The sequence below is a fragment of the Lysinibacillus sp. BNK-21 genome (assembly GCF_048684915.1).
Lineage (GTDB): Bacteria > Bacillota > Bacilli > Bacillales_A > Planococcaceae > Lysinibacillus > Lysinibacillus capsici.
This window is the reverse complement of record NZ_JBLQTS010000001.1, coordinates 3,991,999-4,009,773: the sequence shown is the minus strand read 5'-3', so window position 1 is coordinate 4,009,773 and position 17,775 is coordinate 3,991,999. Positions and strand designations below refer to the sequence as shown.

Here is a 17,775-nt window from a genome sequence, read left to right as displayed (position 1 = left end):
CCCGCTTTATCTTCATTTTACAAGTGATATAAATAATAAAGAGATTTAGGAGATGATTCAACGATGTTTTTAGCATTATTTGGCGCAGTGGAGCAAGGAATCATCTATGCAATTATGGCACTTGGTGTATATTTAACATTTCGGGTGTTAGATTTTCCGGATTTAACGGTTGATGGAAGCTTTGTAACAGGGGCGGCAACTGCAGCAACAATGGTTTTGCTTGGCTACCACCCAATCTTAGCGACTTTAGTGGCAATTGTTGCTGGATTTATTGCTGGATGTATGACAGGAATTCTTCACACGAAAGGAAAGATTAATCCGCTTTTATCAGGAATTTTAATGATGATCGCTTTATATTCGATTAATCTACGTATCATGGGGTTAACTGCAGAAAATACGATAGGTCGCCCGAATATTCCACTACTAAACTCTGAAACAATCTTTTCAAAGTTTCAATCTTTTTGGAGTAATTTAGGGATCGATGATGCTATCAATAACCTATTAAAAAGCATAGGCTTTCAGCATGTACCAGGTACATGGAGTGTGCTGATTGTTGTATTAATCATCACGATTTTAATTAAGTTAATAGCAGACTGGTTCTTAAAGACAGAGGTTGGGCTAGCTATCCGAGCAACTGGTGATAATAAACGAATGATTCGCAGCTTCTCTGCAAATACAGATACACTTATCATTTTGGGGCTAGGTCTTTCTAATGCGCTTGTCGCATTTTCTGGAGCTTTAATCGCACAATACTCGAAGTTCTCTGATGTTAGTATGGGGATTGGTATGATTGTGATCGGTCTCGCATCCGTTATTATTGGTGAAGCTATTTTTGGGACTAAAACTATTATCCGTACAACGTTTGCAGTTATTGCAGGAGCCATCATTTATCGTATTATATTAGCTTTAGCATTACGTGTAGATTTCCTTGATTCAGGAGACATGAAATTAATTACAGCGATCATCGTTATTTTGGCGCTGATCTTACCGCAATTTATAAATAAGAGTAAAGAACGTAAACGTAAAGCTAAACGTGCTGCAGAACTTTCACAAATAAAAAAAGTAGAGCAGGGAGGTAATGGCCTTGCTTAAATTACATGGTATTAATAAGGTATTTAATGAAGGAACACCTGATGAGAAGATTGCACTTGCGGAGATAAACCTACATTTAAAGCCCGGTGATTTTGTGACAATTATAGGTAGTAATGGTGCAGGTAAATCAACGATGATGAATATGATTTCAGGTGCTTTAACACCCGATTTCGGTACAGTATTGATTGATGGTAATGATGTGACAAGTTTGCCTGAATATAAACGCTCTCAATACATTGGGCGTGTCTTCCAGGACCCAATGGCAGGAACTGCACCTACGATGACAATTGAAGAAAATCTAGCATTAGCATACTCTCGAAATAAGCATAGAGGGCTACGCAATGGTGTGGACAAAAAGCGTCGTGAATTTTTTAAAGAATCGCTAGCGATGCTTGGTTTGAATCTTGAGAATCGTCTTTCTGCTAAGGTAGGCTTACTTTCAGGTGGGGAACGTCAAGCTTTGTCGCTCTTAATGGCTACCTTTACAAAGCCATCTATTTTATTACTGGATGAGCATACGGCTGCACTTGATCCATCACGTGCAGAGTTAATTACTCGTATTACGAAGTATTTAGTGGAAAAAGATAATTTAACGACATTAATGGTAACGCACAATATGCAGCAAGCATTAGATTTAGGGAATCGTCTTATTATGATGGACAATGGCCAAATCATTTTAGAAGTTGGTGAAGATCGCAAACATGAATTAACAATTCCTGATTTAATGTCCGAGTTTGAACGTATTCGTGGGGAAAAAATGAATTCAGACCGTGCTCTATTAGGTTAATATCGAAACGCTCATACACTTGTATGGGCGTTTTTTATAGTGTAAAAAATTTCATCAATAGTGTTTTTATGAATGGTGTAAATGAATGACCGTTGCAGGTTCCCTAATTTCACGTGTGGGGGGTGCCGATCTATCTTATGGGAGTCTAGTAGCCTTTCAATCCAGCACATTAATTTAGCAAAGGTCCTCACTACTCTTTATGGAGGAGCGTTGTCACACATCGTTTTTCCGCATTGTTAGTATGATAGAAAATGAAAGGAACAGTTTTAAAAGGGTTGATTGGAGAGGAGTTGCCCCTTAGGGGATTTAGCGGCTCATCAGACGCCACCTGGACGCTGGCGGAACAGATATCAATCCCTCGCCTTGCCAGAATGTCTCTTTCCGCAGACAATATTGTTTTTTCAACATCATATAAAACGCTCATGCACTAGTTTGAATAATTTTATTTAGGGAAATTAAACGATCAATAAACTTTATGCATAAAAAAGCCTCACTTTCAGAGAAGTGAGGCTCAGACTGTAGACAAAAGCCCATCGAGAAGTTCACTTTCGATGGGCTTTTGTCATTTTTCTTCCTATTTTATCTTTAACATTTGGTAATATACTACCAAATTCAACATACTCTTCGAGCATAGATACCTTCTTAAGCTGCCTGCCACGTCCAAGTAGCCAGTTTCTTTAAATTCATGGCAGCAAAAGTAAGCATCGCCTGCATGGACAATTTTTTCAGACCTCTTAAGGTTGTCCATCGCATACCATGCTTTTCTTTTGCATCGGCAAAGACACGCTCAATCGTTTCTTTGCGCTTTGCATAAATTTGTTTGATGTCATAGGAATGGCGTAAATGTTCAGCTTCCTCCACATACGACTCCCAGATATGGCGTTGAATGAGTTTTTGATGATGCTTACTTTCTGTACATTGGGAAAGGCTTGGACACTTCGCACAAATCAAAGGATTCGATTTATATTGCCGATATCCTTCTTTCGTCGTAGTTGCATACTTCAATATCTGCCCTTGTGGGCAAAGATAACAATTATAATGCTCGTCATATATATACTCATGCTTTCGGAAGAATCCATCTTTCGTTTTAGGTCGTGTATACGGAAGAACAGGCAACATTTGATTCTCTAATAAAAAGTTCGTAATCGCTGGTGTTTTATAGGCTGCATCTGCCGCAACAGCGATTGGTTTTTGAACGTTTTGAATGACTCTTTCAACAAGTGGCTGCAATACATGGCTATCGTGCACATTTCCCGGAGTCACAATGGCACCTAAGACAAAGCCCTTTTCATCTGTCGCTGCATGAAAAGAATACGCAAACTGTTTCGTACGTTCATCCTTCACGTAATATCCACTTTCAGGATCTGTCGTGCTTTCCTTTATTTCTTTCCATTCTTCTTTTTCAAATTTCTCCGGGGAAAAGGGCTTTTTTCCGTGTTCCTCACGATCAATATTTAACTCTAATTGAAGTTTCTCTTCATAAGCCCGTGTTTCTTTTCGCACAACTTTTTTATCATACTTTCGTTTATTCGCACTCGCTTTCACATGCGTAGAATCGATAAATAAATGGTCTGCATGGAGGAGTCCTTGATGCATAATCTCTTTTAATATACGATAGAATATCTGCTCAAATATATCAGTGTCTTGAAAGCGACGGACATAATTTTTACCGAAGGTAGAGAAATGCGGGACTTCTGCATGGAAGCCAAACCCTAAAAACCAACGATACGCCATATTCGTTTCAATTTCTTTGATGGTTTGACGCATGGACCGTATACCAAAAACGTACTGAATAAACGTCATTTTAAAGAGAACAACAGGATCAATACTAGGGCGTCCTTTAGCAGAGTAGAGGTTTTCTACTAAAGGATAGATAAATGAAAAATCAATAGCCGCCTCTAGTTTTCGTACTAAATGATCTTGGGGAACTAATTGATCAATCGTTAGCATTTCTAATTGTTCACGTTCATTGATTTAATTTTTCGTCATCATGGTTGATCACCTCGAAAGTGTACTTTTTATCAATAGATGAATAAGGAATTCTTTATGTAGAAGTTGATTGGAACGAAGGGTGGCGACTCCTGCGGGAAAAGCGGGAAAGTCGAGATCCTGGACTAAGCGAAGCGAGGGAAGCAGCTCGACCCCGCCCGCGGAAAGCGTCCGCCCGTAGTGGAAATCAACGGCTTTACTTTATTTTATTGTAAAAGAAAAAAGACTGTAGGCAAACTCAAAATTCATTGAGTTTGTCTACAGTCTGAGCCTCACTTTCAGAGAAGTGAGGCTCTTCATTTTAAACGAGTAAGCCAAATAGTTGAATATCGTTGTTTACTTCTTTGTATTTGAAGCCGAATTCATCCATTCGGGCAAGTAGTCCTTCATATTCAGCACGATCACCTAACTCAATGCCGACTAGTGCAGGGCCACTTTCTTTATTATTTTTCTTGGTATATTCAAAGGTAGTAATGTCATCGTTTGGTCCAAGTACACTAGTGAGGAATTGACGTAATGCTCCGGCACGCTGAGGGAAGCTGACGATGAAGTAGTAAAGTAATCCTTCGTGTATAAGTGACTTTTCTTTAATCTCCTGCATTCGTCCAATGTCATTATTCCCACCACTGATGATGACAACGACTGACTTACCTTTAATTTCTTCTTTATAAAAATCAAGAGCTGCCACTGATAATGCTCCTGCAGGCTCAGCGATAATCGCATGTTTATTATATAGATCTAGAATGGTCGTACATACCTTGCCTTCAGGTACAAGAACAATATCATCTAAATAGCGACGACAAACATCATAAGTGTGGTGACCGACACATTTTACTGCAGCACCATCAACGAATTTATCAATCCAATCAAGAGCAACTGCGCCACCTTCAGCAAAGGCAGCCTTCATACTACCAGCACCAGCAGGCTCCACACCAATAATTTTACTAGCAGGAGAGAGATTTTTAATGTAGGCAGACACGCCTGACATTAAGCCACCACCGCCAATACTTCCGAATACGTAGTCGATTGGCTCCTCCATATCATTCATAATTTCTACCGCTACCGTTCCTTGACCAGCAATGACATCAAAATCATCAAATGGATGAATGAAGATTTTACCATGCTCTTCACAATAGCTCAACGCGCTTTCAGCAGAATCATCGAATGTATCTCCTGCTAAAATAATTTCCACATATTCACGTCCAAACATACGTACTTGGTCTATTTTTTGCTTCGGCGTTGTTTGTGGCATAAAAATGCTTGCTTGAATTTTTAATTGGGCACAGGCATAAGCTACACCTTGTGCATGATTGCCTGCACTTGCACAGACAACCCCAGCATTGCGTGCTTCATCCTCGATTTTTTTAATTTTATAATAGGCACCACGAAGCTTGAATGAGCGTACATGCTGTAAATCTTCGCGTTTAATATAAATATTAGCTCCGTATTTCTCGGATAAATAGTCGTTTTTTTGTAGTGGTGTGTGCACAACTACATCTTTTAAAAAATGATGTGCAATCAGGACATTCTCCACTTGCACGGTTCTAGTATCAGCAACTTCCATAGTATTCATCCTCCGTTATACGTTTAAAACATTTATCTATGATAGCACACTTTATTTGCTTTTTGTGATTAATTTTTAGTAAATTCTAAATTTTCCGTGTCTATTTTATGATGTAAGCGTTTTATCTTGATATAGCTAATTATTTTATAAAGAAGCAATGTCTCAGACCTAGAATTAGCTCAATTTAAGGGGAGAAAATCTGTTGTTTCAAATCTAAAAAATACTACTCTCATAACAAAAATGGTCAAGCATATACTAGATTAGCTTAGGACAAGTAGGAGGGTATGTAGTGGAAATCATTCAAGGAATTTTATCAACATATTGGAAGTTTTTTGATTTGGCGATGTGGCAAGAAGTACTAATGGACCCTGTCTCCTGGGGACTAATATCCTCATTAATTATTATAGAAGGTTTGCTGTCGGCAGATAATGCACTGGTATTAGCGGTACTAGTGAAACATTTACCAGATAAACAGCGAAAACGGGCATTAATGTATGGTATGCTAGGTGCCTATTTTTTTAGATTTTTATTTATTGGCATAGGTGTTTATCTAGTAGAATTTTGGTTTATTAAAGTATTAGGTGCTTTGTATTTAGGTTGGCTTTGTGTAGCTCATTTCCTTCACATAGGGAATGAGGATAGTGTAAAAGAGGTAAAGAGGTCAGGATGGATGGTGCGTCTTTTCGGCACGTTTTGGGCAACTGTCATTTCTGTTGAGCTAATGGATATTGCTTTTTCAATTGACTCAATCTTTGCTGCGTTTGCGATATCAGATCAGGTCTGGGTGCTTTTAATTGGAGGGATGTTAGGAATATTAATGATGAGGACGATTGCAGGTGTTTTTTTAATCATCATTGAAAAAATACCAGAGCTTGAAGCAACAGCCTTCATAATTATAGGTGTCATCGGCTTAAAAATGTTAGTAAGTGTTTTCAATATCCACATCCCTCATTATTTATTCTTCCTTTTCTTAGTGATTGCTTTTTTCATCACGATCATTGTGCATATGATGAAGAGAGTAAGAGCTGCCTAATTAAAAAGTACTGTTCTCCAAAAATGAGAACAGTACTTTATTTATTTTACATATTTATCTGGGTCAACAATATAGAACTTTTCAACATTAAGCCAGCTCTCGCTCATTGGTTCGCCGTCATCAATACGTTTTTCAGTCTCCTGCATCATCCAACCAGTCTGAGACGCATGGGCTTGTAATGCTTTTAATTTGTCCATTCGCATTTCCCGAATATCATAGACCACATGTGGTTCACCATTTTTTTCAATCGTATCATTGGCGAATGCACAACCGAATATTTGTGGACGAGCAGCCTTTGGCATACGACGTACAGCTTCAACTACAGCACGTGCTGTTGCTTCATGGTCTGGGTGAACAGCAAAGCCAGGTAAAAATGTGAAAATTAAAGAAGGCATTAGTTCTTCGATTAGCCCTTCCACTAGTTTTACCATTTTCTCATCATCTTCAAATTCTATTGTTTTATCACGTAGACCAAGCATGCGTAAATCTTGAATACCCATTGCCTCTGCCGCTGCAACCAATTCCTTACGACGGATTTCAGGTAAAGACTCGCGTGTAGCAAAGGGTGGATTACCTAAATTACGTCCCATTTCGCCTAATGTTAAACAGGCATATGTAACAGGTGTATTCATTTTCTTTGTATAGTAGGCGATGGTTCCCGCAACTGAGAAAGCCTCATCATCTGGGTGAGGGTACACAATTAAAATATGACGTTGTGGTTGTAAATTCAAATAGTCGTCCCCCTTAGTAAGTAAATGGCGTTTCACTAATTTCAAGCGCAATCGCCAATTTTCCAGAGTAGTCTAGTCCAGCCATTAATAAACGGCCTAAATCATCTAATTCAAAATGTGTAATGCCTTGAGCATAAACCCAGCCATGAGGTAATTTTAAACCCACACGATGAGGTGCATTATCTACAACCTTAGCAAGCTCATAGTTAATTTTAGCATTGCGAATAAAAGCACCTGCATTAAAAAACTGTTCATCATAGTGTGCTGCATAAGATCCGTTTGTCGTCTCAAGATGAATATAAACGTCTTTGTTGGCGAAAGAATTCAGCAATTTTTGCAACGTCTCTACTTGTACTTCTTGCATCTTAACACTCCTCTCGATCATTTCTCCTTTAAGTATAGTAAAAAAAATTCGCAAAGGGAAATTGATTGCTTTGATAAAAAAATTGATGATTTATATTTACAAACCTTAGCGCCATTTGGTCCAAATTTTTGAGAGTGTGAAAATGAATCGTAGCATCCAGAGAAATAAATCATCATCTCTAAATCTATGACAAGTTCTTAAGCAATATTCTTGAAAAAATTATTGTAATGTATCAATATAGGGAGTGTGAAAATAAATATGTACAAACTGTGTCGTTTCGCATTGTATCCGTTTTCACATCTGAAAAGATATTGCAACCATGACTTCTTCCTAATTTGTGTGTGAAGACAGCTCCACCTGTTGAAGGTAGTATTATTTCAGAAATAATGAATTCTATCTTGGTACAATAGATGACGTTCCTTGAACAGGTTATGCAAGGTGGCTGTGAAAAAGGGAAGAAAAATGAAGCTCATTATCATAGTATAATAAAAACCGCGACTTTCTTTATGACGGAGAGTCGCGGTTTTTTATTGAAAATTAATGTAGGCTATGTATTTGTTAGTATCGATTGAGCTTTCGTTCTATTGTATCTAAACGATTATTAACATTTTGTAATTGTTTAAACATTTGCTTCATATAAAGATTTTGATCTTGGGTTTCAGTAGTTTTGGCTTGTGCCAATTCTTCCTCCTCCTGCAGAGCCAATATTGTGGCAAGGGTGGATAATGAGTAACCAAGTGTTAATATGATGGAGGCAATTACTTCAACTTTTGAAGAGGTGATTTCTCCAGCTAGTAAACCTGATTCTTCCGTTAAGTCTTCTACCTTGTTTTTTTTCATTTTTTCCCCTCCCATACAGCTAATATATGGGGTATGAGGCATTAACGTATCTTGTCCAATTTTAATCTTTATCGGATAAATACTCATCATTAAATAATTGTTTAGTATTTGTAATTTTCTAATAATTACATTGATTTTTCCATTTAAATATAGCATTATAGTAGGAATAAACAAGACGTTTAGAGGGGGAATTAGAGTGAATAAGGACTTTAAATATTGTAAGGAATCAAGAGTGATGCGTACAAGTCGTGTATTTCCAAACGATGTAAATAATCATAATACATTATTTGGCGGACGATTGATGAGCGATATTGATCAAGTTGCTTCCATTTCAGCTGCAAAGCATAGCAGAAGAGATTGTGTTACAGCCTCAACTGATTCAGTCGATTTCCTACATCCCATTCGCCCAACAGATTCGGTTTATTTCGAATCCTATGTAACTTGGACGGGAAGGTCTTCTATGGAGGTTTTTGTTAAAGTCATTTCTGAAAACTTGAAAACTGGGGAGAGAAAGGTGGCAGCGACTGCATTATTAACTTTCGTGGCATTGGATGAAAATAACAAGCCAGCACTGGTCCCACGAGTAATACCTGAAACAGTAGAAGAGACAAAATTGCATGAAACAGCTTCAGAACGAGCGAAGGCCCGTGCTGAACGTAAAAAGGAAAGTAAAGCATTAGCGCAATTTATATCTATGAATGATCCATGGGATTATCGGCTAGAAAAGATGGAGAATTATATGTAAAAAAGAGGGATGTCTCAAATGACTTTGAGACATCCCTTTCATCCTTATATTTCTGTTACTGTTACCTGTGGAGCACCAAAGCGTGATTTCGCTCCATGCATGACAGGACCTACATATTCATTTAGCGCCCAGCCATGTGCAATAGCTGCCGATACAAACTCTTTTGCTTCAATGACAGAATCTTTAATAGTAAGTCCATTCGCAAGATTCGCTGTGACAGAGGCAGCAAAAGTACAGCCTGCACCGTGGTTATTTGTAGATGCAACTTTTTCAGATTCTAATAAGTAGAATGTTTCACCATCAAAGAATAAGTCTATTGCTTTTTCAGTAGCTAGGGCTTTTCCACCTTTTATGACAACAGCTTTAGCTCCTAGTTCATGGATTTTACGAGCAGCAATCTTCATGTCGTCAATGTTTTTTGGTGTACCTGTGCCAGCTAATTGTCCAGCTTCAAAAAGGTTTGGTGTTGTTACCGCTGCTAGTGGTAAAAGATGCTGAATCATGGCATCTGTGTTACCTGGATTCAGTACTTCATCGTCACCTTTACATACCATAACAGGATCGATGACAACATTTTTAGTCCCTGAATTTGCAATAGCCTTTCCAGCAATACGAATAATTTCTTCTGTTGAGAGCATTCCTGTCTTAATGGCATCAATTCCTGTGGAAAGTGCTGTGTCAATTTGTTTTTGTAGTAAATCAGTTGGCAAAGGTGTGACGTTATGTGTCCAGCCGTTAGGGTCCATTGTTACGACAACTGTTAATGCCACCATCCCATATGTACCGTGCTCTTGGAATGTTTTAAGGTCAGCTTGCATTCCTGCACCGCCTGATGTATCTGAACCAGCAATTGTTAATGTTTTTTTTAGAGTCATGTAAAGGATCTCCTTTATCGTTAAGAGTTATAAAATTAACATCTAGTATAGTCCGATTCTGATTCTATAAAAATAGCCAGAATACTATATTTTTATATGGTCAGTTTCAACTGATGCTTGAATTCATCATTAATTTTTTGTACCGTTGTAAGAAGAGAAAGGGGCTTAAAGAACGATGAAACAAGTATTCCCGAATGATTGGCAAGAAGTACTCAAAGAAGAATTAGAAAAACCATATTATCAAAAACTACGTCAATTTGTCGCAAATGAATATTCGACACAAACTATTTATCCACCAATCAATGATGTGATGAACGCATTCTATACAACAGCATATCATGATGTGAAGGTTGTTATTTTGGGACAAGACCCTTATCATGGGCCTAATCAAGCGCATGGGCTAAGCTTTTCTGTTAAACCAGGTATTCCACATCCTCCTAGCTTACGGAATATGTTTCAAGAGCTACAGGATGATTTAGGCTGTCCAATTCCTCAAAATGGAACGCTAACAAAGTGGGCTGAACAGGGTGTTATGCTATTAAATACGGTGCTTACAGTTCGAGCAGGACAAGCGAATTCCCATAAAGAACGAGGGTGGGAGCAATTTACCGATGCTGTTATCGATCTATTAGCTGCAAGGGAAGAACCACTAATTTTTGTATTGTGGGGCAAACCAGCGCAACGCAAAAAGCAATTAATCCGAAAATATAAAACACCACATGTCATACTCGAAGCGCCACACCCAAGTCCATTAAGTGCTTATCGAGGATTCTTTGGTAGTAAACCTTATTCAAAGATAAATCAACAATTAGTGGAGTGGGGCAAGCAGCCGATTGATTGGTGTTTAGCATAGATTGGCACAAATCGTTTGCTTTATACGCTTTAGCAATCATGTTACATTTAATATAGAAGAAAGTGAGGGACATTGATGAAGGTGAATTGTTTTAAGTGTCAATTTTTTAAAGTAACCTGGGACCCTCAAAACCCACGAGCATGTGCAGCTTATGGCTTTAAAACAAAGCAAATACCATCCGTTGTTGTGAAGCAATCCTCGGGTGTAGATTGTTTAAAATTCGTACCAAAAGTAGAAAGTGGGAGAATGTAATGATTTCTTATCAAGCCGTTATACAGCAACTTGAAAAACAATTATCTTACGCAAAAAATGCGGGAAATGATCAGCAAATTCGTGAGGCACTTACAGCCATTCGAGCATTATGTGATGTGGTGTTAGATTCTTCGAGTGATGCACCATCTATCACTCCTCATAAGTATGTACCGCAAATGCTTGTATCAGAGTCAAAACCATCCACTTTATATACAGCAAAGATTGAAGAAGATGGAGCCAATGGCGATTCCATTTTTGATTTTTAATCCATTTTAAAGGTAGGGTAACGAAAATGAAAAGATTTATCGTGACAGGTGCTCTTCATGGCCTATTAGCAGTAGCATTCGGTGCATTTGGTGCACATGCTTTAAAGGAAATTTTAGATGAATATAGTCGAGGTATTTGGGAAACGGCTGTTCAATATCAAATGTTTCACGCTACAGGATTACTAATCATTGGTCTGTTAATGAGCTCTAAACTATTAGGTGAAGTGAAACAATTAAATCTAGCAGGTATTTTCTTTAACCTTGGTATTGTTTTCTTTTCTGGGAGCTTATATGTTCTGGCGATAAGTGGTATTAAAGTATTAGGAGCTATTACACCAATTGGTGGCGTACTATTCTTAGCTGGATGGCTACTTATTATTTTAACTGCTATCAAGCATGCTCGCTAATTTTAAGCTGACTCTCTTACATTATTTGTAGGGGGGTTTTTCTTTGTTATGAGTCATCTTTCAAAGATAGGGATTTAAATCCTATCCATTTTGTAAGAATTTATAGTACACTACTAATATTACTTGCAATATTTCGAAAATATCAAAAGTGAGGTTACGTAGTATGGAAAAACTATTTACATTACTGGATGCTAACTATAATGAGATGGTAGGGATTCGTCGCCATTTACATGAATACCCTGAATTATCCTTTGAAGAAGTCGAAACGCCATCCTATATAGCTACTTTTCATAGAGAATTGGGTCATGTGGTTCGAGAAGGAGTGGGAGGACGTGGCGTCGTAGCGATATTACGTGGCGGAAAGCCGGGCAAAACGGTGGCTTTACGAGCTGACTTCGATGCATTAGCGATTCAAGAAGAAAATGATGTACCTTACAAATCTAAAATAGCTGGAAAAATGCATGCATGTGGACATGATGGACATACAGCTACATTGCTTGGGCTAGCTAAGGCATTAAATGCGATGAGGGACCAAATTGAAGGCAATGTCGTATTTATTCATCAGCATGCAGAGGAAGTGGCTCCAGGTGGAGCTAAGCCGATGATTGAGGATGGTTGTTTAGAAGGTGTAGATGTTATTTTTGGTACACATTTATGGGCACCTACACCATTAGGAGAAATATTAGTGAAAGACGGAGCCATCATGGCTGCCGCGGATAAAGTAGAAATAACGGTACAAGGAAAGGGTGGTCATGGCGCAGAGCCTCATCATTCTATTGATGCAGTTACCCTAGCCTCCCAATTTGTCGTTAATGCTCAACAGCTTGTTTCAAGACGAATTGACCCATTGAAATCAGCTGTTTTAACAATCGGTCATTTTGAGGCAATTAATCCGTTTAACGTTATAGCTGATCGGGTAGTTTTAGCGGGGACAATTCGTACATTTGAAGAAGAAGTACGCATACAAATGGAACAAGAGTTAGAAGCAGTATTAAATGCGACTTGTCTGGCATTTGGGGCAAGTTACGAATATCGTTACACAAGGGGTTATCCACCTGTTTATAACCATCTGAGAGAAACCGAGTTTTTGGCACAATTGGCGTCGACTGTACCAGGGGTAGATCAAGTAATAACATGTCCGCCATTTATGATTGGGGAAGACTTTGCGTATTATTTAGAAAAAGTACCAGGCACATTTTTCTTCACAGGAGCTAAAAAGCCAGAATGGGAAACGGCCTATCCGCATCATCATGCACGCTTTGATTTTGATGAACGTGCTATGCTAATTGCAGCAAAAACCTTAGGTAAAGCAGCCTTAACGTATTTAAAAGAAAATTGAACATAGCCAATGATAAAAATCCGCATACGCCCATCGACTTTTGGTCAGTGAGTGTATTGCGGATTTTTACTTAGAGATAGAATTATGGATTTTGATTAAAGTAAGCCATTTCCTCATCATACTCAGCAAAATCGAAATAAATCATAGGGAAAAGAAAACGATGATTAGACTTAAGCTCACGAATAATGACATGATCTCGACCAGCTGCTTCTACCACACCACGAACAGTTTTTGTGTTTTTTCCCTGCTCTACTGCGTGCTCAAAAGAAAAATGGAAGGTAGCTGGTTTTCCACGGTTCAAACGTAAAATATTTTCTATATAGGACTCCTCACGGCCGGGTGGTCGTCCGCTCGGAAGTGTGACTGGAGGAGGAGTCATTTGTTGTTGCGTTGTTGGTGTCCAATAATAAGGCATCATCAATTATCAACCTACTTTCTTTTTAAATTTGAGGACAATCTTGTTCAGTTGGCGAGAAAAAACAATGGGATTTGAACCTGCCAGTATTCCATTGGCCATACCATTGTGCAGGACAATCACCTGCTGGCATGAAAAACCACAAAGAGCGAGTAGCTGGATGAAATCTTTCACCCTGAATTACTCTTTTAGCTAACCGGATATCTTGATCACGTGCTCTTTGATAAAAATAACCCTTTTGTGTTGCCTCAAAGCCTCCCGGACGCTGATAAACCATTTGTTCAATTGTTCGAATATCACCAAAATCTAAACAATCACCTCTTACACGATTAACGCCAACATTCCCAACCATCAGCATACCTAACTCTCCTTCGCCTTCTGCTTCGGCACGCATTAGTCTTGCAAGTAGGGCTGTCTGTGCATCATTCGTCTTAATAACAGCGATTTTCATACCTCCTCGCAGACAGTATATGCACGAAGGTATAGTAGTCATGTTCAATTTTGTTAAGAAAGACAATCACATATTAAAGTTACTATGCATATAGTAGTAATAACGACAAGTACGTAGAAAATACTTCAAATCCTGCAAGGCCCGATAGTTTTTATAGCAAAAAGGGTAAATAGAAAAAAATAGATTTAGGGGAACGTGAGATCAATGAATTGCATGTGTATCTAATACATGTGAGGTGATGGCTTATGGAAATTGGCGTTTGGTTTGGGATCTTATTAAGTGCAGTACTGGCCTTTCTATTAGGGGAGTTTTATGGACAGCCGCTCCACTGGTATCTCTTTATTGTTATTATAGTGATTGGTTTTTTTATTCAAACGGTTATCTTAATTTTAAAAGTAAAGAACGAGAGCTCTTAATGAGGTATATAGAAGAAACGTGTTGAGGTTAAGAAAGTGTCATCGCTAAAAGATGGCACTTTTTTATATTGTGAGTAAAAGGGTGGAAAGCAGGGCATCAGGAAAAATGCCTTTACAATGCTTGTTTTAGCTGAAATCCAATAAGACATAATTATTCTTGCCTAGTAAGTATATTAAAAATATAGCGTGACATACTAAAATTGACTTTATTTTTGCTTTTATGAAGGAGCGTTTCCATGCGTATTTTTAGTATGTTTGTAGCGATCATCATCAGCGCTTTTCTGGCAGTTGGAATAGCAGAATATTATCATCAACCATATAATTGGTATTTAGTTTTTCTTATGATTCTAACTGGGATTTTTATTCATATTATTATTTTAATATTCGAATCTGAGAATGCAGAAGAAAACGAAATTTAAAAATGCGAGTCCGTCAATATGGACTCGCATTTTTAATTAGATATTAAACAGTTAAGAATTTAACCAATTTATCTTTATCAAGAAGGTTTCCGACGAAAAACTCCCCGAATTCGCCATAGCGTGCTGACACTTCGTCAAAGCGCATTTCATATACTAATTTTTTGAATTGCAGTACGTCATCAGCAAATAAAGTTACGCCCCATTCGTGATCATCGAAGCCTACAGAGCCAGTAATAATTTGTTTTACTTTACCAGCATAGCCGCGACCAATCATTCCATGTGAACGCATTAATGATTTACGCTCATCCATTGATAGCATGTACCAGTTGTCGTTCCCTTGACGGCGTTTATCCATTGGATAGAAGCATACATATTTAGCGCGCGGAAGTTCAGGATATAGACGCGCACGTACATGTGGATTTTGGTAAGGATCTTCATTTGACTCGCCAGCTAAATAGTTTGAAAGCTCTACCACAGATACATAAGAATATGTAGGAATTGTAAAATCTGCAATAGCTAATTTATTGAATTCTGCTTCAAGCTCTTGTAACTCATCCATTGTTTCACGCAATGTCATAATCATAAAGTCAGCTTTTTGACCAACGATTGCATAGAAAGCATGAGCACCTGTTTTAGCTACGTCTGCTTCGTTCAGTTTTTCTAAATAAGCTATAAATTCCTCTACTGCTGCTTGACGTTCCTCAGCAGAAACAAGTTTCCAAGATGCCCAATCAATTGAGCGGAAATCATGTAAAGCGTACCAACCATCTAACGTAATTGCTGCTTCATTCATTATTGAAAACACTCCTTTATAAGTGAATACCATTCAAAAATTAGTTTATCATAGTTTGTACAAAATCCCTAAGTTCATGATAGTAATTCACGAATTTGACACCATCTAAAGATCATGTATTCTAAAGAGAAGAGATGTAATAAGAGGAGTACCGATATGAAACATATTTTACAACAGCCAATTTGGCGTTATTATGATCAATCCATTAGTGCGAAGCAAAGATCACCGCTTGAATCTTTTGCGACGGACGATACATTGTGCCAATTAGTCGGCCAATTGATGTCTCCTCCAACAATTCGTACATGGGTTCATGAGGCATCTGTTGTGCTAGGTATTCAAGACCATCGTTTACCTTATGTTCAGCAAGGTATGGAATTACTAGAATCTAGAGGCTATCATCCTATTGTTCGTAATTCTGGTGGACTAGCGGTTGTGCTAGATGAAGGGATTCTTAATATTTCCATTGTATTGTCTGAACAAAAAGAGTCGCTCAGTATAAACGATGGCTATGATGTAATGGTAGACCTTGTGAAGGGATTGTTCCCAGAAGTAGCTGAAAAAATTGAGGCTTATGAAATAGTAGGCTCTTATTGCCCAGGTTCTTATGATTTAAGTATTGATGGGAAAAAATTTGCTGGTATTTCACAAAGACGCTTACGTCAAGGGGTGGCAGTGCAAATTTATTTATGTATTGAGGGGAGTGGCTCACAACGCGCGGCACTTATCCGTGACTTTTATGAAGAAAGTTTGCAACAAGAGGAAACAAAATTCACTTACCCTCAAATCGTGCCAGAAGTCATGGCTTCGCTATCAGAGCTTATAGACCCTCATTTAACAGTAGAAGCGGTTGTTATTCGTCTACAGCAACTACTTAATCAGTGGGCCGAGGAAGTACGTCCACAGTCCTTTTATGACGAAGAATTAACGTTGTATGGTTTTTATTTACAGCGCGTTTTTGAGCGCAACACCAAAATGCTTGAACGTAAGTAAGCTGGTTGATTATATGAAACAGAAAAAGCGATGCGGCTAATTTAGCGCATCGCCATTTTCTGGTTGATAAATAGAACTGCTAGTTACAAGATTTCCGTTCTTCTCCATTTTAAAAACAGGTGCAATTCGCTCTTCCTCTTCATCAAGCGTAACAAGACGTCTAGCACGATTCATAATTTGTACAAATTGCTCGTAATCTTTGCGAATCGCTCGATTTTCCTCTTCTAGTTTTGTAATGGTTTTCTCTAGTTTTTTATTTTTCTCAGATGTTACATGTACAAGTTGTCGCCATTTTGAAGATTCATTTCCTACTTCACCAGAATGCTGTAAACGTAGTAAATAAGCTATGACAATATCAAGAGAAAGGGCAGATAGCGGAATTGATTTTCCTTCTGCAGCACTATTATTTACGGTAAACATACTAGAAGCACGGCGTCTTGCTGGCGCTCCCAACACTCGCATTCTCTCTTTTCTTTCCTTTTTAGCTTCTGCTAATTGTTCCTCGTATTCTTTACGAACAACGGCATTCCAACGAAAACCACAGGCTGCCGCAGTACGATTTAATGCATCGCCTGCTTCCTCAAAGGCATTAAGCTGTGTGCTTCCTTCTGTTACATGACGGATTACAGCCTCTGCTAGTAATTCATCGTTTTCTTTTAACCAAGCATCTTGTCTTACTTTACTCATATTAAAATCCTCCCACCTTTATCTGGAACTTGTTATTTAAGACTAGCATGACCAATCTTTTAACCTTTTATTCATCTATGTAGAAGGAATTATGCTTGAATAGAAGGGGAAAAGTACGATACAATACCCGATGTAGGTTTGTGCACATGCTGCATACTTAAATATGTGAAGGTCATGTGTGCAATAGAGCGAGATTATGTTTGAAAAATACTATATAGAAAGGGTTGTTGACAAAATGGCAAACGAATTTAAAGTTTGCGATGAATGTCAGGCCGTTAACTTAAAAACGTTAATTCCAAAATTAAAGGAAATCGATCCTGATGCAACCATCGAAATTGGCTGTCATTCTTACTGTGGTCCAGGACGCAAAAAGACATTTACCTTTGTAAATAGCCGACCTGTTGCTGCATTAACAGAAGATGAACTAATGGAAAAGGTTTTAGCAAAATTAAAAAAGTAAAACTAAA

At 38.2% G+C, this 17,775-nt stretch carries 23 protein-coding genes; 13 read left to right on the top strand and 10 right to left on the bottom strand.

Features of this window, described 5'->3' with window-relative positions; all coding sequences use genetic code 11:
- Positions 1 to 63: 63 nt before the first annotated feature.
- The gene (locus ACMGGO_RS20235) at positions 64 to 1,092 is read left to right on the top strand and encodes an ABC transporter permease (RefSeq protein ID WP_420282182.1); all 1,029 of its coding nucleotides are present in this window, start codon (positions 64 to 66) and stop codon (positions 1,090 to 1,092) included.
- Entirely contained in the window at positions 1,085 to 1,879 is a 795-nt protein-coding gene (locus ACMGGO_RS20230; protein WP_420282181.1) for an ABC transporter ATP-binding protein, read from the top strand. The genes ACMGGO_RS20235 and ACMGGO_RS20230 overlap by 8 nt, the downstream gene beginning before the upstream one ends.
- 642 nt (positions 1,880 to 2,521) lie before the next feature.
- Here ACMGGO_RS20230 and ACMGGO_RS20225 read toward each other — a convergent pair.
- The gene (locus tag ACMGGO_RS20225; RefSeq protein ID WP_420282180.1) at positions 2,522 to 3,829 is read right to left on the bottom strand and encodes an IS1182 family transposase; all 1,308 of its coding nucleotides are present in this window, start codon (positions 3,827 to 3,829) and stop codon (positions 2,522 to 2,524) included.
- 340 nt (positions 3,830 to 4,169) lie between these two features.
- Positions 4,170 to 5,432 (bottom strand): threonine ammonia-lyase IlvA, encoded by a 1,263-nt coding sequence (gene ilvA, locus ACMGGO_RS20220; protein WP_054549125.1) that lies wholly within the window; start codon positions 5,430 to 5,432, stop codon positions 4,170 to 4,172.
- 289 nt (positions 5,433 to 5,721) lie between these two features.
- Here ilvA and ACMGGO_RS20215 point away from each other — a divergent pair, with 289 nt between their 5' ends.
- Positions 5,722 to 6,465, top strand: coding sequence for a TerC family protein (locus tag ACMGGO_RS20215; protein WP_131520759.1), 744 nt, complete (start codon positions 5,722 to 5,724; stop codon positions 6,463 to 6,465).
- Positions 6,466 to 6,506: 41 nt separating this feature from the next.
- On the opposite strand, the gene bshB2 is transcribed toward ACMGGO_RS20215, so the two are convergent.
- The 3 genes from bshB2 to ACMGGO_RS20200 form a co-directional block, all read right to left on the bottom strand.
- Entirely contained in the window at positions 6,507 to 7,196 is a 690-nt protein-coding gene (gene bshB2 / locus ACMGGO_RS20210) for a bacillithiol biosynthesis deacetylase BshB2 (protein WP_115674186.1), read from the bottom strand.
- Between the two features lie 13 nt (positions 7,197 to 7,209).
- Entirely contained in the window at positions 7,210 to 7,560 is a 351-nt protein-coding gene (locus ACMGGO_RS20205) for a YojF family protein (RefSeq protein ID WP_004225428.1), read from the bottom strand.
- Positions 7,561 to 8,118: 558 nt separating this feature from the next.
- Positions 8,119 to 8,400 carry a hypothetical protein gene (locus ACMGGO_RS20200; RefSeq protein ID WP_048393429.1) on the bottom strand — a complete coding sequence of 94 codons (282 nt, stop codon included), beginning with the start codon at positions 8,398 to 8,400 and terminating at the stop codon, positions 8,119 to 8,121.
- Positions 8,401 to 8,596: 196 nt separating this feature from the next.
- Here ACMGGO_RS20200 and ACMGGO_RS20195 point away from each other — a divergent pair, with 196 nt between their 5' ends.
- Positions 8,597 to 9,145 carry an acyl-CoA thioesterase gene (locus ACMGGO_RS20195; RefSeq protein WP_420282179.1) on the top strand — a complete coding sequence of 183 codons (549 nt, stop codon included), beginning with the start codon at positions 8,597 to 8,599 and terminating at the stop codon, positions 9,143 to 9,145.
- A gap of 44 nt (positions 9,146 to 9,189) precedes the next feature.
- On the opposite strand, the gene thiD is transcribed toward ACMGGO_RS20195, so the two are convergent.
- Positions 9,190 to 10,020: a bifunctional hydroxymethylpyrimidine kinase/phosphomethylpyrimidine kinase gene (thiD, locus tag ACMGGO_RS20190; protein WP_420282178.1), complete on the bottom strand. Its 831-nt coding sequence runs from the start codon at positions 10,018 to 10,020 to the stop codon at positions 9,190 to 9,192.
- A gap of 175 nt (positions 10,021 to 10,195) precedes the next feature.
- Between thiD and ACMGGO_RS20185 the strand changes: the two genes are divergently transcribed.
- The 5 genes from ACMGGO_RS20185 to ACMGGO_RS20165 all read left to right on the top strand — a co-directional run bounded on the left by ACMGGO_RS20185 (position 10,196) and on the right by ACMGGO_RS20165 (position 13,137).
- Positions 10,196 to 10,873, top strand: coding sequence for a uracil-DNA glycosylase (locus ACMGGO_RS20185; RefSeq protein ID WP_281216979.1), 678 nt, complete (start codon positions 10,196 to 10,198; stop codon positions 10,871 to 10,873).
- 75 nt (positions 10,874 to 10,948) lie between these two features.
- On the top strand, positions 10,949 to 11,125 hold the full coding sequence (locus tag ACMGGO_RS20180; protein ID WP_048393435.1) for a hypothetical protein: 177 nt from the start codon (positions 10,949 to 10,951) through the stop codon (positions 11,123 to 11,125).
- Positions 11,125 to 11,391, top strand: coding sequence for a YwdI family protein (locus ACMGGO_RS20175; protein WP_420282177.1), 267 nt, complete (start codon positions 11,125 to 11,127; stop codon positions 11,389 to 11,391). The genes ACMGGO_RS20180 and ACMGGO_RS20175 overlap by 1 nt, the downstream gene beginning before the upstream one ends.
- 26 nt (positions 11,392 to 11,417) lie before the next feature.
- Complete coding sequence (locus ACMGGO_RS20170; protein WP_259949403.1) at positions 11,418 to 11,798, top strand: DUF423 domain-containing protein; 381 nt, start codon at positions 11,418 to 11,420, stop codon at positions 11,796 to 11,798.
- Positions 11,799 to 11,961: 163 nt separating this feature from the next.
- Entirely contained in the window at positions 11,962 to 13,137 is a 1,176-nt protein-coding gene (locus ACMGGO_RS20165; RefSeq protein WP_311198640.1) for a M20 family metallopeptidase, read from the top strand.
- Positions 13,138 to 13,219: 82 nt separating this feature from the next.
- Here the strand turns inward: ACMGGO_RS20165 and gerQ are convergent, their stop codons facing one another.
- Positions 13,220 to 13,555, bottom strand: coding sequence for a spore coat protein GerQ (gene gerQ / locus ACMGGO_RS20160; protein WP_004227629.1), 336 nt, complete (start codon positions 13,553 to 13,555; stop codon positions 13,220 to 13,222).
- Between the two features lie 22 nt (positions 13,556 to 13,577).
- Positions 13,578 to 14,003 carry a cell wall hydrolase gene (locus ACMGGO_RS20155; protein WP_004227631.1) on the bottom strand — a complete coding sequence of 142 codons (426 nt, stop codon included), beginning with the start codon at positions 14,001 to 14,003 and terminating at the stop codon, positions 13,578 to 13,580.
- A 245-nt stretch (positions 14,004 to 14,248) separates the two neighbouring features.
- Here ACMGGO_RS20155 and ACMGGO_RS20150 point away from each other — a divergent pair, with 245 nt between their 5' ends.
- Together ACMGGO_RS20150 and ACMGGO_RS20145 are read left to right on the top strand one after the other, a co-directional pair.
- A complete protein-coding gene (locus tag ACMGGO_RS20150; protein ID WP_004227634.1) occupies positions 14,249 to 14,419 on the top strand; it encodes a hypothetical protein in 171 nt (56 codons plus the stop codon).
- Between the two features lie 236 nt (positions 14,420 to 14,655).
- Positions 14,656 to 14,838 (top strand): hypothetical protein, encoded by a 183-nt coding sequence (locus ACMGGO_RS20145; RefSeq protein WP_004227636.1) that lies wholly within the window; start codon positions 14,656 to 14,658, stop codon positions 14,836 to 14,838.
- Positions 14,839 to 14,881: 43 nt separating this feature from the next.
- On the opposite strand, the gene hemQ is transcribed toward ACMGGO_RS20145, so the two are convergent.
- The gene (hemQ, locus tag ACMGGO_RS20140; RefSeq protein WP_004227638.1) at positions 14,882 to 15,631 is read right to left on the bottom strand and encodes a hydrogen peroxide-dependent heme synthase; all 750 of its coding nucleotides are present in this window, start codon (positions 15,629 to 15,631) and stop codon (positions 14,882 to 14,884) included.
- Between the two features lie 156 nt (positions 15,632 to 15,787).
- Here hemQ and ACMGGO_RS20135 point away from each other — a divergent pair, with 156 nt between their 5' ends.
- The gene (locus tag ACMGGO_RS20135) at positions 15,788 to 16,621 is read left to right on the top strand and encodes a lipoate--protein ligase family protein (protein WP_259949409.1); all 834 of its coding nucleotides are present in this window, start codon (positions 15,788 to 15,790) and stop codon (positions 16,619 to 16,621) included.
- 36 nt (positions 16,622 to 16,657) lie between these two features.
- On the opposite strand, the gene ACMGGO_RS20130 is transcribed toward ACMGGO_RS20135, so the two are convergent.
- The gene (locus ACMGGO_RS20130; protein WP_004227650.1) at positions 16,658 to 17,308 is read right to left on the bottom strand and encodes an RsfA family transcriptional regulator; all 651 of its coding nucleotides are present in this window, start codon (positions 17,306 to 17,308) and stop codon (positions 16,658 to 16,660) included.
- Between the two features lie 235 nt (positions 17,309 to 17,543).
- Between ACMGGO_RS20130 and ACMGGO_RS20125 the strand changes: the two genes are divergently transcribed.
- On the top strand, positions 17,544 to 17,768 hold the full coding sequence (locus ACMGGO_RS20125) for a DUF1450 domain-containing protein (protein ID WP_004227652.1): 225 nt from the start codon (positions 17,544 to 17,546) through the stop codon (positions 17,766 to 17,768).
- Positions 17,769 to 17,775: the final 7 nt, after the last annotated feature.

Bases quoted from the DNA above. Each gene is read 5' to 3' on its own strand.
- ACMGGO_RS20235 (WP_420282182.1), top strand. From the start codon at position 64: ATGTTTTTAGCATTATTTGGCGCAGTGGAGCAAGGAATCATCTATGCA.
- ACMGGO_RS20225 (WP_420282180.1), bottom strand. From the start codon at position 3,829: ATGCTAACGATTGATCAATTAGTTCCCCAAGATCATTTAGTACGAAAA.
- ilvA (WP_054549125.1), bottom strand. From the start codon at position 5,432: ATGGAAGTTGCTGATACTAGAACCGTGCAAGTGGAGAATGTCCTGATT.
- ACMGGO_RS20205 (WP_004225428.1), bottom strand. From the start codon at position 7,560: ATGCAAGAAGTACAAGTAGAGACGTTGCAAAAATTGCTGAATTCTTTC.
- ACMGGO_RS20200 (WP_048393429.1), bottom strand. From the start codon at position 8,400: ATGAAAAAAAACAAGGTAGAAGACTTAACGGAAGAATCAGGTTTACTA.
- thiD (WP_420282178.1), bottom strand. From the start codon at position 10,020: ATGACTCTAAAAAAAACATTAACAATTGCTGGTTCAGATACATCAGGC.
- ACMGGO_RS20185 (WP_281216979.1), top strand. From the start codon at position 10,196: ATGAAACAAGTATTCCCGAATGATTGGCAAGAAGTACTCAAAGAAGAA.
- ACMGGO_RS20180 (WP_048393435.1), top strand. From the start codon at position 10,949: ATGAAGGTGAATTGTTTTAAGTGTCAATTTTTTAAAGTAACCTGGGAC.
- ACMGGO_RS20175 (WP_420282177.1), top strand. From the start codon at position 11,125: ATGATTTCTTATCAAGCCGTTATACAGCAACTTGAAAAACAATTATCT.
- ACMGGO_RS20170 (WP_259949403.1), top strand. From the start codon at position 11,418: ATGAAAAGATTTATCGTGACAGGTGCTCTTCATGGCCTATTAGCAGTA.
- ACMGGO_RS20165 (WP_311198640.1), top strand. From the start codon at position 11,962: ATGGAAAAACTATTTACATTACTGGATGCTAACTATAATGAGATGGTA.
- gerQ (WP_004227629.1), bottom strand. From the start codon at position 13,555: ATGATGCCTTATTATTGGACACCAACAACGCAACAACAAATGACTCCT.
- ACMGGO_RS20155 (WP_004227631.1), bottom strand. From the start codon at position 14,003: ATGAAAATCGCTGTTATTAAGACGAATGATGCACAGACAGCCCTACTT.
- ACMGGO_RS20150 (WP_004227634.1), top strand. From the start codon at position 14,249: ATGGAAATTGGCGTTTGGTTTGGGATCTTATTAAGTGCAGTACTGGCC.
- ACMGGO_RS20145 (WP_004227636.1), top strand. From the start codon at position 14,656: ATGCGTATTTTTAGTATGTTTGTAGCGATCATCATCAGCGCTTTTCTG.
- hemQ (WP_004227638.1), bottom strand. From the start codon at position 15,631: ATGAATGAAGCAGCAATTACGTTAGATGGTTGGTACGCTTTACATGAT.
- ACMGGO_RS20135 (WP_259949409.1), top strand. From the start codon at position 15,788: ATGAAACATATTTTACAACAGCCAATTTGGCGTTATTATGATCAATCC.
- ACMGGO_RS20130 (WP_004227650.1), bottom strand. From the start codon at position 17,308: ATGAGTAAAGTAAGACAAGATGCTTGGTTAAAAGAAAACGATGAATTA.
- ACMGGO_RS20125 (WP_004227652.1), top strand. From the start codon at position 17,544: ATGGCAAACGAATTTAAAGTTTGCGATGAATGTCAGGCCGTTAACTTA.